This window comes from Pelorhabdus sp. sgz311001 (assembly GCF_055901755.1).
In genome coordinates, this window is record NZ_JBVXUT010000003.1 from 324,388 (window position 1) to 340,823 (window position 16,436).

At 46.8% G+C, this 16,436-nt stretch carries 13 protein-coding genes; 9 read left to right on the top strand and 4 right to left on the bottom strand.

Translation table 11 applies throughout. From position 1 onward, the window contains the following. Nucleotides 1-60: 60 nt before the first annotated feature. Nucleotides 61-1,410 carry an MATE family efflux transporter gene (locus AC0MXB_RS10220; protein WP_474039568.1) on the bottom strand — a complete coding sequence of 450 codons (1,350 nt, stop codon included), beginning with the start codon at nt 1,408-1,410 and terminating at the stop codon, nt 61-63. A 195-nt stretch (nt 1,411-1,605) separates the two neighbouring features. On the opposite strand from AC0MXB_RS10220, the gene AC0MXB_RS10225 reads away from it, so the two are divergent. From AC0MXB_RS10225 to AC0MXB_RS10260, 8 genes are read left to right on the top strand one after another with little or no spacing between them, the layout of a single operon-like run. Then, nucleotides 1,606-2,538 carry an ABC transporter permease gene (locus tag AC0MXB_RS10225; RefSeq protein WP_474039569.1) on the top strand — a complete coding sequence of 311 codons (933 nt, stop codon included), beginning with the start codon at nt 1,606-1,608 and terminating at the stop codon, nt 2,536-2,538. A 4-nt stretch (nt 2,539-2,542) separates the two neighbouring features. Further along, entirely contained in the window at nt 2,543-3,454 is a 912-nt protein-coding gene (locus AC0MXB_RS10230) for an ABC transporter permease (RefSeq protein WP_474039570.1), read from the top strand. An 11-nt stretch (nt 3,455-3,465) separates the two neighbouring features. Beyond that, on the top strand, nt 3,466-4,473 hold the full coding sequence (locus AC0MXB_RS10235; RefSeq protein WP_474039571.1) for an ABC transporter ATP-binding protein: 1,008 nt from the start codon (nt 3,466-3,468) through the stop codon (nt 4,471-4,473). Beyond that, complete coding sequence (locus AC0MXB_RS10240) at nt 4,470-5,438, top strand: ABC transporter ATP-binding protein (protein WP_474039572.1); 969 nt, start codon at nt 4,470-4,472, stop codon at nt 5,436-5,438. The genes AC0MXB_RS10235 and AC0MXB_RS10240 overlap by 4 nt, the downstream gene beginning before the upstream one ends. 41 nt (nt 5,439-5,479) lie before the next feature. After that, complete coding sequence (locus AC0MXB_RS10245; protein ID WP_474039573.1) at nt 5,480-6,283, top strand: serine hydrolase; 804 nt, start codon at nt 5,480-5,482, stop codon at nt 6,281-6,283. Then, entirely contained in the window at nt 6,280-7,875 is a 1,596-nt protein-coding gene (locus AC0MXB_RS10250) for a peptide ABC transporter substrate-binding protein (protein ID WP_474039574.1), read from the top strand. The genes AC0MXB_RS10245 and AC0MXB_RS10250 overlap by 4 nt, the downstream gene beginning before the upstream one ends. Next, entirely contained in the window at nt 7,875-8,828 is a 954-nt protein-coding gene (locus tag AC0MXB_RS10255; RefSeq protein WP_474039575.1) for a S66 peptidase family protein, read from the top strand. Before AC0MXB_RS10250 ends, AC0MXB_RS10255 begins: the two co-directional genes overlap by 1 nt. A 39-nt stretch (nt 8,829-8,867) precedes the next feature. Next, a complete protein-coding gene (locus tag AC0MXB_RS10260; protein ID WP_474039576.1) occupies nt 8,868-10,004 on the top strand; it encodes a M20 family metallopeptidase in 1,137 nt (378 codons plus the stop codon). Here the strand turns inward: AC0MXB_RS10260 and AC0MXB_RS10265 are convergent. The 3 genes from AC0MXB_RS10265 to AC0MXB_RS10275 all read right to left on the bottom strand — a co-directional run bounded on the left by AC0MXB_RS10265 (nt 9,961) and on the right by AC0MXB_RS10275 (nt 15,234). Continuing rightward, nucleotides 9,961-10,890, bottom strand: a complete 930-nt coding sequence (locus AC0MXB_RS10265) for a GGDEF domain-containing protein (RefSeq protein ID WP_474039577.1) — start codon at nt 10,888-10,890, stop codon at nt 9,961-9,963. The two genes, AC0MXB_RS10260 and AC0MXB_RS10265, sit on opposite strands and share 44 nt — an antisense overlap. Beyond that, entirely contained in the window at nt 10,868-13,750 is a 2,883-nt protein-coding gene (locus tag AC0MXB_RS10270; RefSeq protein WP_474039578.1) for an ATP-binding protein, read from the bottom strand. The genes AC0MXB_RS10265 and AC0MXB_RS10270 overlap by 23 nt, the downstream gene beginning before the upstream one ends. Before the next feature lie 197 nt (nt 13,751-13,947). Beyond that, nucleotides 13,948-15,234: a lactate racemase domain-containing protein gene (locus AC0MXB_RS10275; RefSeq protein WP_474039579.1), complete on the bottom strand. Its 1,287-nt coding sequence runs from the start codon at nt 15,232-15,234 to the stop codon at nt 13,948-13,950. Nucleotides 15,235-15,574: 340 nt separating this feature from the next. Here AC0MXB_RS10275 and pdxK point away from each other — a divergent pair, with 340 nt between their 5' ends. Beyond that, entirely contained in the window at nt 15,575-16,384 is an 810-nt protein-coding gene (gene pdxK / locus AC0MXB_RS10280) for a pyridoxine/pyridoxal/pyridoxamine kinase (protein ID WP_474039580.1), read from the top strand. The last annotated feature ends 52 nt before the right edge of the window (nt 16,385-16,436 follow it).

The window sequence follows — 16,436 nt, forward strand, 5'->3', positions numbered from 1 at the left end:
CATTTTGTTTTATAACGAACTCTGTTGCTATAGAGTTCTTGTTTCTAAAAACAAATCCTGCTACTGCCGCCGCTTCCGTTGCAGTTTAAGCAATCTAGCTACAAGCGCCGTAGCCCCAAAGGCGAGTCCGACAATAAACCCAACCCAGTAGCCAAAAGCACCGAAAGCCGTAAAGTGAGAAAGAAACAACCCAAGGGGCAAGCCAATGACCCAATAAGACACAAAGGCTACAATAAAAGGAACATTTACATCTTTATAGCCGCGTAGAATCCCTTGAATGGGAGCAGCAACCGCATCGGATAACTGAAAGAACGCGGCATAAAGCAAGAACTGCTTTGTTAATTCCCATACGTCATAATCATTCGTATATAAAGTCGCTACTTGCCCATTATATAGCCACAGACCGATCGCACAGAAAGCCGCTAGGGTCAAAGCGGCGCCAAGACCTAGATAAGCATACTGTCTGGCATCCTGTTCCCGTTTGGCGCCGACCTCAAACCCAACAAGAATCGTTAGCGCCATACTCATGGACAGCGGCAGCATATAAACAAGGCTGGCAAAATTAATCGCCGCCTGGTGAGCAGCGATCGTTACCGTCCCGAAAGCCGCCACTAACACACCGACTACGCCGAAGATACTTGTCTCAAAAAAAATGGACGTACCAATGGGAACTCCCAGTTTGAGTTGAGATTGCCAATCGCGCCAAGCAGGACGCGGCCAAGTCGCAAAAATTCGGTAATGGCAAAAGGGCTTGCGCTTCAGCGCCGTAACCGCGAGAATGAGCAAAATAAACCAGTAGCTAATGGCCGAAGCATAGCCCGCGCCAGCGCCACCTAGACGAGGAAATCCCCACTCACCGTAAATCAGCAAATAGTTTAGCAAAATGTTCAAAGGTAGAACCCCAGCCGTAATCATCATGGTAATACGCGTGTAGCCTAAGGTATCGACAAAGCTGCGCAAAATGGTACTCATAAATAGAGGCATTACGCCAAAAGCAATGCCGCCAAGGAAGCGGCGAGCAATTGTTTCTACCGCTGGTTCTAGCCCCATAGCGGCAAGTACGAAGGGCAGCAATACTATGGCCCCGACAATAACCGTAAGCCCCATTGCCGCAGCTACATAAAGCCCCTGAATGACGGCACGGGAAATCGCTTGCTCGTTCTTCGCGCCGTGAAACTGGGCAATGAGCGGCGTAATGCCGATTAAAATGCCGTTAATCCCTGTAAATACAGGCATCCACAAGTTCGTGCCAATCGCTACGCCAGCTAAATCAAGCTGACTGGCATGACCTGACATCATCGTATCAAAAAAACTCATAGCACATAAAGCAAGTTGGGTAATTAAAATAGGGAATAAAATCACGGCAAGCTGTCGCAATTTCCCCTGTATCGTTTTCTTTTCTTCCATCATAAACTCCTTATAGCTAAAACATGATCTTTCTTAATAGTAACCTACTAGAACAGTTATGACAACGAATGTAAATTTACCATCGCTCAAGAGCAGGACTTTTCCTGTTTTTATAGAAACAAAATCGATAAAGCCGCGCAATCAAAGAGACATACTTGGCGTATGTCTCTTTATCTATTTTGAAGGGAGTGACTTTTCTTGCTGTCCTATCTCACTCAGCGTCTGTTCAGCGCGCTGCTTGTACTATTCGCCATTATTACGATTACCTTCTTTCTCATGCACGCCATTCCCGGCGGTCCCTTTACTGCCGAAAAAAACGTACCGCCAGCCGTACTTAAAAATCTTGAAACACACTATCACTTGCAGGACCCGCTCTATAAACAATACGGCGATTACCTAGCGAACTTAATGCACTTTGACTTAGGCCCCTCCTTTAAATATGAAGGCCGATTAGTAAGCGATCTTATCGCCGAAGGCTTTCCCGTATCTTTTGAACTGGGAATGCTTGCCCTTGCTCTAGCTTTAGCCATTGGCATCCCGGCAGGATCTTTGGCGGCCCTGCGTCAAAACAGCTGGCCTGACTACGTGTCAGTTTTCTTTACTACTCTGGGCATGTCTATCCCGGGATTCGTCTTGGCAACACTGCTTGTCTACGTCTTTTCCCTACAGCTAAACTGGCTGCCTGTAGCCCTCTGGGAAGGCCCGTCCTATGTAATTTTGCCGACGATCGCCCTTGCTGCTTATCCGGCAGCCGCCATCGCTCGTCTTACCAGGGCTAGTATGCTCGAGGTACTAACGCAGGATTATATAAAAACAGCCAAAGCCAAAGGCCTGCCCGAAAGGACCATTCTGTATAAGCATGCCTTAAAAAATGCACTTATTCCTGTTCTTACGTTTCTTGGCCCGTTAACGGCTTCGATTCTGACAGGCAGCTTTATTGTTGAAACGATTTTTGCTATCCCTGGTCTTGGTAAACATTTCATTACAAGTATTTATAATCGCGATTATACCGTCATTATGGGAATTACGGTCTTCTACAGTCTGCTGGTCATTTTGCTCAATCTAGTTGTTGACCTCTTATATCCCTTGATTGATCCGCGAATTCAACTGACTAAAAAGCAGGGAGGCTGACCCAATGGAACTTACGCCCCAATCCTTTCAACCGCTGGCGCGGACCGAAGGCGACCAAGAACACTTTACGCCAGGTCTTTCTTCCCGTCAAGCCGCCTGGCGCCGCTTAAAAGCCAACCAGCTCGCTATGGCTGGTTTATATCTGATTCTCTTTTTTCTACTTGTTGCTCTCATTGGACCATTTTTTTCTTCCTACTCTTACTCTGATCAAAATCTGCTTGCCGCCAATGAACCGCCAAGCGCCGCTCACTGGTTCGGCACAGACAATCTCGGTCGCGATCTTTTTGTCCGCGTACTTTACGGCGCTCGTATTTCCCTGGCCATTGGCATTGTTGCCAGTTTCATCAATTTGACGATTGGCGTGATTTACGGCGGGGTTTCCGGTTTTTTCGGCGGCCGCGTCGATCGGATCATGATGGGGATTGTTGATATCTTATATGGTATCCCGCTACTGCTCTATGTCATTGTGCTGATGGTGGTGCTGAAACCAGGTCTAAGCAATATTTTTATTGCCCTTGGCATTGCCTACTGGCTAAATATGGCGCGTGTGGTACGCAGCCAAATTCTTACATTAAAAGAACAAGAATATATTCTGGCAGCTCAAACTATGGGCGTCAGCCGCTGGCGAATTTTATATAATCATCTGCTGCCAAACTGTCTTGGTCCCATTTTAATCACCATGACTCTAGCCATTCCCGAAGCGATTTTCACTGAAGCTTTTCTAAGCTTTATCGGTCTTGGCGTAGCAGCGCCGATGGCCAGTTGGGGCGTACTCGCTTCCGAGGGAATCACGAGTATCCGCTCTTATCCTTTCCAACTCCTGTTCCCAGCTCTGGCAATCAGTCTGACGATGCTGGCCTTTAATTTTCTCGGCGACGGTCTGCGCGATGCGCTTGACCCGCGTGTCCGACGCTAAGGAGGTACTTCATGAAACCTCTACTCACAGTAGAAAATCTCGCAATTTCCTTTCTCGCCGATCAAAATCGGCTACAGGCCGTCGAATCGGTTAGCTTTTCACTGTTTCCCGGTGAGGCTGTCGGATTGGTGGGAGAATCAGGCTGCGGCAAAAGCCTGACAGCCCAGGCCATTCTCGGTCTAATTGCCGCGCCACCCGCCTTGTATGACGCGGGAAAAATTTTCTTTAACGGTGAAGACCTGCGTCAAAAGAGCGACAGAGAACTAGCTAAAATACGCGGCAAGGATATCAGTATGATTTTCCAAGATCCCATGACGGCGTTAAATCCGGTTTTGACAATCGGTGATCAAATTGCCGAAAGCCTTATGCTGCACTGTCATATGAATAAAACCGCCGCCTTGGCAGCTGCAGTCGAGCTTTTGCAGCAGGTAGGCATTCCTTCACCAGAGGAACGTATTCTTGCCTACCCGCATCAATTTAGCGGCGGTATGCGTCAGAGAGCCATGATTGCCATGGCTCTCGCCTGTAAGCCGTCACTGCTCCTTGCCGACGAACCAACGACTGCTCTTGATGTAACCATTCAGGCACAAATTCTGGCTTTATTAAAGAAGTTGCAACAAGAAAAAAATACGGCGATTCTTTTCATCTCCCATGATCTTGGCGCTGTTGCCACTTTGTGTCAGCGTGTTCTGGTTATGTACGCCGGTACCTTAGTTGAAGAAGGCGCAGCAAGCGAAATCTTTCATCATCCCGGCCACCCTTATACAAAGTCCCTGCTGGCAGCCCTGCCGCGATTACAAACAGCAGGCAAACAAAAATTAACAGCTATAGCGGGACAACCGCCCCATCCCGGCCGAAAACCAACAGGCTGCGCCTTTCACCCGCGCTGCCCTGATGCTATGGAAGTCTGCGCCAAAACGGCGCCGCCTTATTATGAAACCGCCACAACAAGTCATAAGATAAAATGCTGGCTTGAGCACCCGCTGGCCCAGGAAAGAAGGAGGCGGCGCAACGAATGAACCAGTCAAAAACACCCTTACTCGAAGTCAAAGCATTGAAAAAATACTTTCCGGTTAAAACAGACTTTTGGGGGCGCCCTCAAGCGCAGTTAAAAGCCGTGGATTCCATTGATTTCTCGGTCTTTGCCGGCGAAACTCTCGGCCTCGTTGGCGAAAGCGGTTGTGGTAAATCGACCGTAGGCCGGATGCTTGTCCAGCTTTATAAGCCAACTGGCGGCGAAATTCTTTTTCATGGCGAGCCACTGCCAAATAACAGTCAACTGACGGGAAGACCGCGCTTGCAAATGATCTTTCAAGATCCCTACGCCTCGCTCAATCCCCGCTTTACCGTGGCCGAAACTTTACGCGAGCCCCTTATCCTCCATTCCATCGTTCCCCAAAAACAAGTTTCCAGCCGTTTGGAAAAGTTGCTAGATCTTGTGGGTCTTTCCGCTACAGCTCTCGGTCGCTATCCCCATGAATTCAGCGGCGGTCAACGACAGCGCATTGGCATTGCTCGCGCTCTCGCCATGGAACCAGAGTTTCTCGTCTGTGATGAACCGATTTCCGCCCTTGACGTCTCCATTCAAGCCCAAATCGTGAATCTTTTAGAAGATCTGCAGCAAGCTTTAAACTTGACCTATCTATTTATTGCTCACGATCTAGCCATGGTTCAACATATTAGTCATCGCGTTGCCGTAATGTATCTAGGAAAAATTGTAGAAATAGCCAATAGTCTTACGTTATATCAACAGCCGAGACACCCTTACACGAAAGCGTTGCTTGCGGCCATTCCTATACCTGATCCACAGCAAGCAAGTGAGCAACTGGCGCTGCTATCAGGCGAACTTCCGAGTCCCTTGGCGCTTCCCTCAGGCTGTCGGTTTCGTACGCGCTGCCCGAACACCCAACCGCTCTGCGCCGAAACAGAACCAGCGTTAAAGACTTGCGGCTCGCACCATGAAGCGGCCTGTCATTTTATCTAATACTATCTATCTGATACTCTATATAAAGGATGATCCTGCCAATGGAACGATTAAAAAAACAAATTGAAGCAGAATTTACGCAAAGCTCTGGCTGTTGCGCCTTTTTACTGATCAATCCCCGCACAGGCGACAGTTTGGCTATAAATGAGGCAGAGTCGTTTCCTTCTGCCAGTATGATTAAAGTGCCGATTTTTTACGAAATCATGCGTCAAGTCGCTGCTGGTAAGCTTGATTTACAGGAATCCATTCCACTTAAACCGCAGCAAGTTGTCGGCGGCGCTGGCATTTTGATGGAAATTCGCCCCACCAGCCTGACCATCGAGGAATTAGCTAACTTGATGATTGTCATCAGTGATAATACAGCGACAAATCTACTCATTGAACGTCTCGGCATGGCGCAAATCAATGAAACGATGGAACAATTAAACCTAGCAGAAACACGGCTGCAACGAAAAATGATGGATTTTACAGCTGCTCAAGCAGGGCGGGAAAATTATTCGTCCCCGCGCGATCTTGTTACACTGTTTCGTCTGATTTATGACGGAGCAACATTGCCTCGTTCGATTTGCGATCACATGCTGTCTGTATTAAAGCGTCAACAGGTTCGTGACAAACTCCCCTTTACCTGGCCGGAAGAAATCCCAATCGCCCACAAAACCGGGACATTGCCAGGCGCAGAACATGACGGCGGAATTCTCTATCTGCCTGGCGGTCCTTATATCGTAACAATCATGACCAAAAACCTTACCTTTAATTATGAGGGCCTGATGCTCGGCGCTAGGATTGGGAAAATCCTCTATGAATATTTTAGCGGCCCCTTACAAACAAAGGAGGCAGGTTCATGACGATCCTAAAACGTCTTTTCCTCTGCTTGCTACTGCTTGTCCTACTCATCAGCGCTGTTGGTTGCAAATCATCCGTGCAGGCCCCTTTCCGTTATGCCTTGGAGACAGAACCGGCAACACTGGATCCGGCCAAATCAACAGCAATTCCTGAATCGCTAGTAGAACTGCAGATTTTTGAAGGCTTAACACGCCTTGGCAATCATGATGAGCCGCTTCCCGGCGTAGCCACTAGTTGGGAAATTTCCCCGGACGGACTACATTATCGCTTTCACCTACGCGAAGATGCCAAGTGGTCTAATGGCGATCCTGTCGTTGCCGCCGATTTTGAGTATGCCTGGAAACGAGCGCTTGATCCGGCAGTTGCCTCGGAAAATGCCTACATGCTATATAGTATTAAAAATGCCGAAGACTATAACAGTGATAAAGCATCGGCAGATTCCGTCGGTATTTCAGCTGTCGATACGCACACGCTTGATGTAGAACTAGAAAAACCTACGGCTTATTTTTTAAGTTTGGTGGCCTTTCATGCTTTCTATCCCGTTTACCGTCCTGCCATCGAAGCGCATCCTGACAACTGGGCAATCCAAAGTCCCATAATCAGTAACGGCCCTTTTAAAATCGACTTGTGGCTTCATAATGGCAAAATTGATTTTTCCCCTAACGAAATGTATTGGGACCGCCGCGCCGTAAAACTCACGCACATGTCCTGGCCGATTGTGGACTCACAGACAACACGTATGCTGCTCACGGAAAGCAATCAGGTAGATATGATGGTGGAACCGCCCATCACCGAGTATGACCGACTGTCCCAGACAAACAAGCTCAAAATCGCTCCCTATCTCGGTAGTTATTATTATGTATTTAATACGGATAAAGCGCCTTTTAACAACCCGAAAGTACGCCAAGCTTTCAGTTTGGCTTTAAGTCGCCAATTTCTCGTTAACCATATTATCAAGGGCGGCAAAGAACCTGCCTACGCCTGGGTACCGCCTGGTTTGAAGAATCCGGCAACAGGGCAAGACTTTCGTCTCGAAGGCGGAAATCTGGTGGCAGAAGATATCGCTTTAGCCAAAAAACTGTTAGCACAAGCAGGTTATCCTGACGGTCAAGGGCTGCCGCCCATTACGATTCTCTTTAATTCCGGTGAACTGCACAAGGCCATTGCGGAAGCAATTCAGGAAATGTGGAAACAGAATCTCGGCGTATCAGTCACCTTAGTGAATCAAGAGTCAAAAGTATTTCTCGCGTCGCGGGCGCAAGGCGACTTCCAGGTAGCTCGCGCCTCCTGGATTGGCGACTATAGTGACCCCATGACCTTTATGGACGTCTTCAAAGACCCAGAAAATGACGCCAAATATAAAAACGAAGCATATAATGAACTCATAAAGCAGGCGCAGTCCACGTTGGATCCGTCTGTTCGCATGACTGCTATGCATCAGGCCGAAAATCTACTCTTAAAAGACGCCGTAGTCATCCCCATTTACTATACGACACAGCCCTATCTTGTCAGCCCGCGCCTAAAAAATTATTCCTGGTCCGTACTAGGTCTGGCCGATTTTAAAAGCGCCTATCTTGAGGAGGACGGACTATAATGAATAAAGCCTCGATAAAACCAAAGAAACTTGAAAAGGGCCAATGTATCGGCCTAATTGCACCAGCAAGCTGCGGCGACTGGCAGGAAGCAAGCGCAGGCATTGATTTGCTTCAAAAATTAGGCTACGAAGTACGAATTGGCCGCAGCGTTCAACAAAAATGGGGCTACCTCGCCGGTTCCGATGCGGCTCGGTTACGTGATCTTGAAGAAATGTTTGCCGACCCGTCGATTGCAGCCATTTTCTGCCTGCGCGGCGGCTATGGCGCGATGCGCTATCTAGCAGAACTTAATTACGAACTGTTGCGGCAAAATCCCAAAATCCTTTTAGGCTACAGTGATGTGACGGCTTTGTTTACCGCCATCAGCCAAACTTGCGGCTTTCCTGTCTTTCATGGTCCCATGGTCGCATCTGATTTAGGGCGAAATCCCTCAGACTATACTATAGCGGCAATGCTCCGAGCTCTGGAAACAAGCCGCCCCCTTGGCCTTATCAGCAATCCGCCAGAGCAGCCGCTGAACTGGCTTTATCCTGGCGAAGCGGCAGGGATTCTTACTGGCGGTAATCTCAGCCTGCTTGCGGCAACGCTAGGAACTCCCTACGAAATTGATACAAAAAATAAAATTCTTTGTCTAGAAGAAGTCGGTGAAGAACCTTATCGAATTGATCGCCTGCTCACACAATTGCGGCTGTCTGGTAAATTACAGGAAGCAGCCGGGCTTGTACTTGGCCGCTTCGTACATTGCGAAGAGGAACCAGATGAGGAATCAGAAAGAGGATTTTCCTTGGAAGAAGTGTTGCAAGATCGTTTAAGCGATTTATCAATTCCGATTCTTGGCAACCTAGCCTTTGGCCACCAACGGGATAAAACAACTCTTCCTTTTGGCGTAAGAGCCCGCCTGAGCACTACCGAGGGCGGCTTAGTCCTTACGGAAAGTGCCTTGACGGACTAAGATGAGCCGAGACTATCTTACAGAAAGTGAGTCCTGTTTATGAATCGTAATGAATTAAAAAAAGCAGCCTGCGCCGCCGTCGACGCCTTAGCTGCTGAATTAAACGAAATCAGTCGCTTTATTCATAATCATCCCGAACTAGGCAACGAAGAACATCAAGCCGTCGCCTGCTTAACTGCAGCCATTACCAAACATGGCTTTACAGTAGAAAGGAACTGCGGTAATCTCCCCACAGCTTTTCAGGCTTCGAAAGGTTCTTCTGGGCCTAAAATCGGTTTTCTAGCCGAATATGACGCTCTGCCGGAATTAGGCCATGCTTGCGGCCATAATCTCATTGCCGCCATGAGCTACGGTGCTGCCGTCGCTTTTGCCGCCGCCGCACAAGAAAAAGCTACCTCATATTTATTCGGCTGTCCTGCCGAGGAAACGACAGGCGGCAAAATTACGCTGGCCGACGCGGGTCTCTTTGATCCGCTCACTGCCGCCCTCATTATTCATCCCGCTGATGTAAACAGTGTAGGCGGCACATCTTACGCCACCCATCCGGTCAAAGTAACTTTCCACGGTCAAAGCGCTCATATTGCCAGTAGTACTCATAAGGGAGTCAATGCCCTTGACGCCCTCGTCTTATTTTACAGTGGCCTGAAGCAACTGAAAGAAAGCCTCACTGAAAAAACCATTCTTGGCGGTATTATCACTCATGGCGGCATTGCGCCAAATATCGTTCCTGATAAAGCCGAAGCTAAATTTACAGTCCGTGCACTGTCATACCGTTATTTAGAAGACACGGTTCTACCAGCTTTTCGCCGCCTTGCCGAGGGAATTGCCTTAGCGACAGGCACAACAGTAACAGTAGAACATTACGAACCCCTTTATAAAGAATTAATCAATGACAAAAGGTTAGCCGCTCTATTTCGGCAAAACATGGCGCTGCTCGGCGAAGAAGTCACCATTCTTGACGACGCAGAGGCAGGCGGCTCAACCGATGTGGGCACAGTTAGTCATATCATCCCTACACTGCATCCCGATATTTCGATTGGCGCTGATCTTTCCGCCCATACAGCGGAATTTGCCACAGCTGCTTGCTCCCCCTATGCTCAGGAGCGCCTGTTAATCGGCGCCAAAGCCATGGCTATGACGGCTCTTGATCTGTTACCGGAAGAAACTCGCATCTAACGCTGCGGTTTCTTCCGGTTTCTTTTGCTTCATACAAGGCCTGGTCAGCCAGCCGTAGCACACTTTCCAAATCGCTCGGTACAAAAGCCACGACTAAACCAAGGCTAGCTGTAACCGGAATTTCTTTCACCAAATCCTGCTGATCACTTGATCTATATACCACAGGAGCACGACCAATCTTCTCCCGCACAATTTCGCAAAAGTTCTCGGCTTCGGCAATAGACTGTACAGCAAAAAACACAATAAACTCTTCGCCGCCCATCCGACCAGCCATGCCTTTAGAATCTAAAACTGACATCAAGCGTCGACTCGTTTCGCGTAAGACTTCGTCGCCTGCCAAATGGCCATAGGTATCATTAATCCTTTTAAAATGATCTAGATCAAGAATTGCCGCTGCAACTAAACCGCTAGTTTCTCTTAGCTTTGCTTCGAGTCCTTGCATTATTGTCCGGCGATTCCAAAGTCTAGTCAGTTCATCACGCGTCGCCAAAAAACGCAACTTTTCCTGTAGCCGCACAAGACGTTCGCCAACGCGTATCCTCATTTGCAATTCCTGTCTGTCAAAAGGCTTTACAATATAATCATCGGCACCAGCAGCAAAGCCCGCAGCTTTATCACTTCTCCGATCATGTCCTGTAGCGAGAACAAGAAATTTATAATCTAGGCTTTCCCTTTCCTGCGACCGGATCATCCGGCAAAGATCCGGTCCGTCATAGTCAGGCATTTCGCCATCAAGAAAAGCAATCAACGGACCTTCGCGATCTGATAAAATCGCAAGAGCCTGTTCTCCCGTTTCCGCTTCAATGACTTCATAGCCCATATCTAGGAGCATACTCTTTAAAATAGAACGATTGATCTTTTTATCATCGGCCACTAAAATTTTCATTCGTTTCGTCTCCTATATAGTGCTCGCGCCGCAACAGTGAGTAAAAATAATTTCCTTGGCCTTCCAACTCACTCAATAGAACGGGAATTTCCCGATAAGACTCCATTCGAAGCTGTTCTTCCAGATTTTGCAGAATCCAAAAGACTTGTCTCGCGCCTACATTGCCAGCAAGTCCTTTTACAGCATGAACTTCCCGCTTCATCGCCTGCCAAGACTGACTGCGATACTGCCGATTCAATCGACCAAGACTTACTTTCAGCTCCATCATAAATTCTTGTAACAATTGACGAATCAACTCGTCTTTTCCTGGTAAATTGGCCGCTAAAACAGAGGGATCGAAAATCAGTTGATCTACTTGATTCAGCGCTTCTACCTCCTGCCACTCAGGCGTCCAATCTAAGTAGGCAGAAATCACCGAAGCCAGCTGCCGCAGCCGGACAGGCTTTGTCAAGTATTCATTCATTCCAGCAGCCAAACATTTTTGCCGATCTTCAGGCTGCGCACTTGCCGTCATAGCCACAATCGGGATATGCTGCACTTTATCGCTCACTTCGCCACTGCGAATGGCCCGAGTGACAAAATACCCGTCGGCCTTAGGCAGGTGCAAATCAAGTAATATCATATCAAAAGATTCTTGGCGTAACAGTTCTAGCGCCGTCAAACCATCCTTCGCTGTTTTGCCTTTTAAGCCCAAACGATCTAACTGGGCTAACGCAATTTTACTATTAATTTCTTGATCTTCCACAACAAGAATCATCGCTTGCGATGCTCTTAACGCCGTAACCACATTCTCGCGAATCGGTTGCAATAAAGTATCGGCACAACGACGAAGCTGAAGCTTCACAGTAAAGAGCGCGCCTTGGCCAGCCTCGCTTTCTACCGTAATTTCCCCTTGCATTAGCGCAACAAGTTTTGCCGTCAAGGCCAGACCTATGCCCGTACCGCCAAAGCGCCTAGCAGTTGATGTATCAATCTGTTGGAACGATTGAAATAATAAATGCTGTTTATCACGCGGTATTCCAATTCCCGTATCTTCTACGCCAATACATAGCAAAATACTGTCACTTGCCTCGTTTCGCCAGTTCACAGATAGTTTAATCCAGCCCGCTTCCGTAAATTTCACAGCGTTGCCCATTAAATTAAGTAAAATTTGACGTAGCCGTAACGGATCGCCGCAAAGCATTTCCGGTAAATCTGGCGCCAGTTCTGTATAAATATGGAGTTGCTTAGAGCGAGCCTGTACCTCCATCAGCAGCGTCACTTCCCGCAGCAGTTCCTTCAAAGAAAAATCCGATTCCTCTAGTGTCATTTGACCAGCATCCACCTTAGCAAAGTCGAGTACATCATTAATCAAATGAAGCAGCGCTTCGGCGGAGTGACTCATAACCGCCACTTGTTCGCGTTCATCAGGATGGGTCAAATTTTCCATAAGCAGCTCAGCAATCGCAATAATGCCATTCATAGGAGTACGAATTTCATGACTCATATTAGCCAAAAATTGACTTTTTGCTTCACTAGCCGCTTCCGCTGCCTCTTTGGCCAGACGAAGTTCACAGGTTTTCGCTTCGACTAACTTCTCCAATTCCGTCCGATGACGCAGCAACTCAGCTTCGCTTACTTCCAAGGCCTCTGTATAAGCGACAAGCTGTTGCTGCACTTTTTCAAAACGATACATCAACAAAAAAGCCAGAGTAAGCAGTAAGGAGAAAGTCCCCCAGGAAATACTTTGGAACGAGAAAAGCGGCCACCCCATACTGGCTAGTATGTCATTACCAGAAAGCAAAGAAAATAAAAATATCCCAATAGAAACAATTTGCGCTTCCGAGTGTTTTTTCCACGCTAAAATAAACATCGTCGGTACAACCGCACAAAGATCCAACACTTCAAGTAAATTAAAATAAATTAAACTGTCCGGCAAAAAGAAGCCTCCCAGTTGTGCTCCCATAAAGGTAGACAACCAAAAAGCAAAGTGCAAGCGAACTAGCCACGTATATAGTCCATAACAGCTGGAATTGCCATAACAAGCGGTACGCCCAAAAATATGACGCAGGAACAACAGTAAAAACCCAGGCGCTAAATAAAGAGAACAAAGATCGCTATAAGTCCAAAACAGCGGAGCATCCCAGTACATCAACTTACTTTTCACTTGCGTAATATGCCAAAAACCTACCGCTAGGCTAAACAGCGCAAAGTAAAGATATTCGCGCTTTTCTGTACGGCGCAACCAAGCAAGAAAAGTAAAAATGCCAGCAAAGAAAAAGAAAAAACCAAATAACAACCACGAAAAATCCTGTTCAAATAGAGCCAATCGAAAATCAGCATCAGAGCCAATCCGCGCCTGTCCAATCACGCCAATCGTTTTATCGATAGAGTAAATCCGTAACAAAAGCGTCTTTCCGGCGGCGTCCTCTGGTAGAGAAACTAAATGCCAGCTCCAACCAGCAAAAAAAGGCTTCTCCTCGTTCCAACCATACTGATAAATCTTCTGGCCATCAAGATATACTTCAAAAGATTGATCTACTGACGGCAAATAAAGCGCGGGACTTGCTAGTGGCTCAAGATTCGGAACCGTTGTCGTCAAAACTAGGGAGCGGCTTAAATCATTAGGCATTCCGCCACTAACAAATTGCGAAGGAAAAGTTCGCCATGGTGTTTTGACAAAATCAGGTTTGCCCGAAAAGTTTTCCGCTGCGCCATCGCCGCGATAATATAGCCACTGGACCGGGAAAGCGACTTCGTCAGTTTTACTCTCAAATCGATTTGGTGCTAAAGTCACCATACCGCCAAGCAGCAACAGCAGAAAACATAGCAAGAGGAAAATAAGCGATTTAAACGGTATATAGTTTCTTTTTATCTGCATACTGACTCCTGTCATCTAAACATTTCCCATCTTTATTCTACAAAAAACAAAGGGACTCCTGTCCCACAGTTTGCCAATTAATAATTTATAAATTTTGAGGACTACCATTTAAAAAAGCTGTCTTACAAGAGATCTGCTAAAAAAACAGATCTCCCTGCAAGACAGCTTGCTTATTTACCCACTTTGGTTATAATGCTTTAATCAATTCGCGGAAAAGTATTCGCACCGTGAGGCATAATATGAGTCTTCAAATTTTCCCCGCGTTTGTCATACACAAGCTTGAGCGCTTCATCCAGAGTCTTCACGATCGTAATATTCGCCTTCGCTAGTAGTTGTGATTCGAGCGAAGACACAAGAATCAAATCAAATTTTACGGCGGATTCACAGAAATAATAACCTACATATTTAGAGATACTGTAATCAGCACGCAGGGCATCTTCACGATCTAATACCGTATCATAACCTAAAATCATATTTTGTACATCGGCGTTGCCGCCGAGTCCTTCCGGACATTCTGTCAACAAAATCATCGTTCCGCCCGGTTTTGTCGCTTCTCTAGCATTGACCAGCGTTTTTATGGTCTGATAAAGATTCACATCTTTCGGACTGCCGCCAGCCGATGCAATCACAAGATCGGCTTTTTCTTGCACAGCTACACCATCAATATCATCAACAAGTCGCTGGCCTTTCTCATGAGCCGCCAGCCAATTTCCGGCAACGGCACCAGCAATACGGCCTTCCGCCAGGACAACATTCAATAAAAAGGACGGTTTTGCAAAACTTGTTGCTTCCTGCATATCAAGATGAATCAGGTTTTTCTCGGCATAGCCAGAACGAACATCAGGATGAGCGCCGGCGCCGCGTTCAGGGCTTAATGACAAACCATGATTGGCCATAATCGTTTCATAGGCGGAGATCCCAGGCAAAACCGACTTTTTGCCGCCACCCCAGCCAGCAAGGAAATGATAAACAACGCCGCCGGTCAAGACAAGATGATCGCAAGCAAGGGCCTGTTTATTGAGCCATACAGGCGTACCAAAGGTTGTTTTTCCTTTATAAACAAGATTTTCTTTATCATAACAATCATGATCAATTACGGTAAACCGTTTGGAAAGCTCGGGTCCGAGCAGCATTTCATGTTCTTCTCTTGTCTGTTTACGATGACTGCCTAAGGCGCTGACAAAAAGAATATCTTTATCCTTAACGCCACCCTTATGAAGTTCTTCCACAAGCAATGGCAAATACAAGTGCGGTTTTTGCCACAGTCGCGTCACATCAGGAATCACGATACAAACCGTTTGTCCCGCCTGCACTAACTCTGACAAACGAGCGCTGGCAATCGGTTGTTCCAACGCTGCTTGAATTAATTCTGTCTCGCTCTTAGCAAAGGAAACCGGATTACTTTCAATCACCTGCAGAATATTTTCCTCTTTCACCTGCAGTTTCATTTCTGTTGTGCCATAAGCCAAAGAAAATTCTTTCATAAATACTTCTCCCCCATCTCATTCAATACTGCTGTCAGTTTAAAAAATAAAAGCCCCTGCTACCTTTATCAATCGAAAAAGGCAACAAAAAGCAGAAGTTTATTGTTAACTTGTAACCACTATACTCCTATTGCGCTTCCCCTGTCAATCCTTTCAACGAAAAAGCGCAGCGACCAGCAGCATCGCCGCCGCTTAAGAAAAGTGGTCGGTTAAAAATGATCTATTCTGGCTCTATTCATAATGGCCAAATCATTCTATAATACTAGTAATTGTTTTACTGTAACTCTTTAAAATAGAATAAACTAAAGAAAAACAAGTGATGCTAGGAGGACGAAAATCAATGACGATGTATAAGGCACTGGCTGTAGCCGGTTCAGATACAAGCGGCGGCGCTGGCTTGCAGGCTGATTTAAAAACATTTCAAGAACTTGGCGTTTATGGCATGACAGCAATTACCGTAATTGTGGCACAAAACCCTGATAATAACTGGGCTCACGACATTTATCCCCTTTCTTTAGATGTACTAGAGGCGCAGCTGGAAACCGTATTAAAAGGGATTGGCGTCGATGCCTTAAAAACAGGCATGCTCGCCACAACAGAAACCATTGATCTTGTAGCGAACAAAATCGATGCCTATCACGTAAAAAATGTAGTCATCGACCCCGTCATGGCTTGCAAAGGAACGGACGAAGTACTCCATCCTGAGACTGCTGAAGCTATTGCCAAAGTCCTTGCCCCGCGGGCAACTGTTCTAACGCCTAATTTATTTGAAGCTTCTCAGCTAAGCGGTATAAAAGAAATTCATTCCCTTGATGCCTTAAAAGAAGCAGCTCAAAAAATTTATGCCTTAGGAACGAAAAATGTTTTAATCAAAGGCGGCGCTAAACTAGACACACCGACAGCCATCGATCTTTTCTATGATGGCAAAGAATTTGTTGTCCTCGAGTCGCCTAAATTCGAACAGGCCTATACGCACGGCGCTGGCTGCACTTATGGCGCTGCAATTACAGCGGGTCTGGCTAAGGGGCTCACCGCCAAAGAAGCAGTTCAGGCAGCTAAAGTGTTCATCAGTAAAGCCATTGAACACTCCTTCCCTTTAAATCAGTATGTCGGACCTACCTGCCATGCCGCCCATCGACTCTATAAATAAGGCGACATAAACTATAAATAATGTTAGCCATAAAAAGACTGGACTTTTCGCT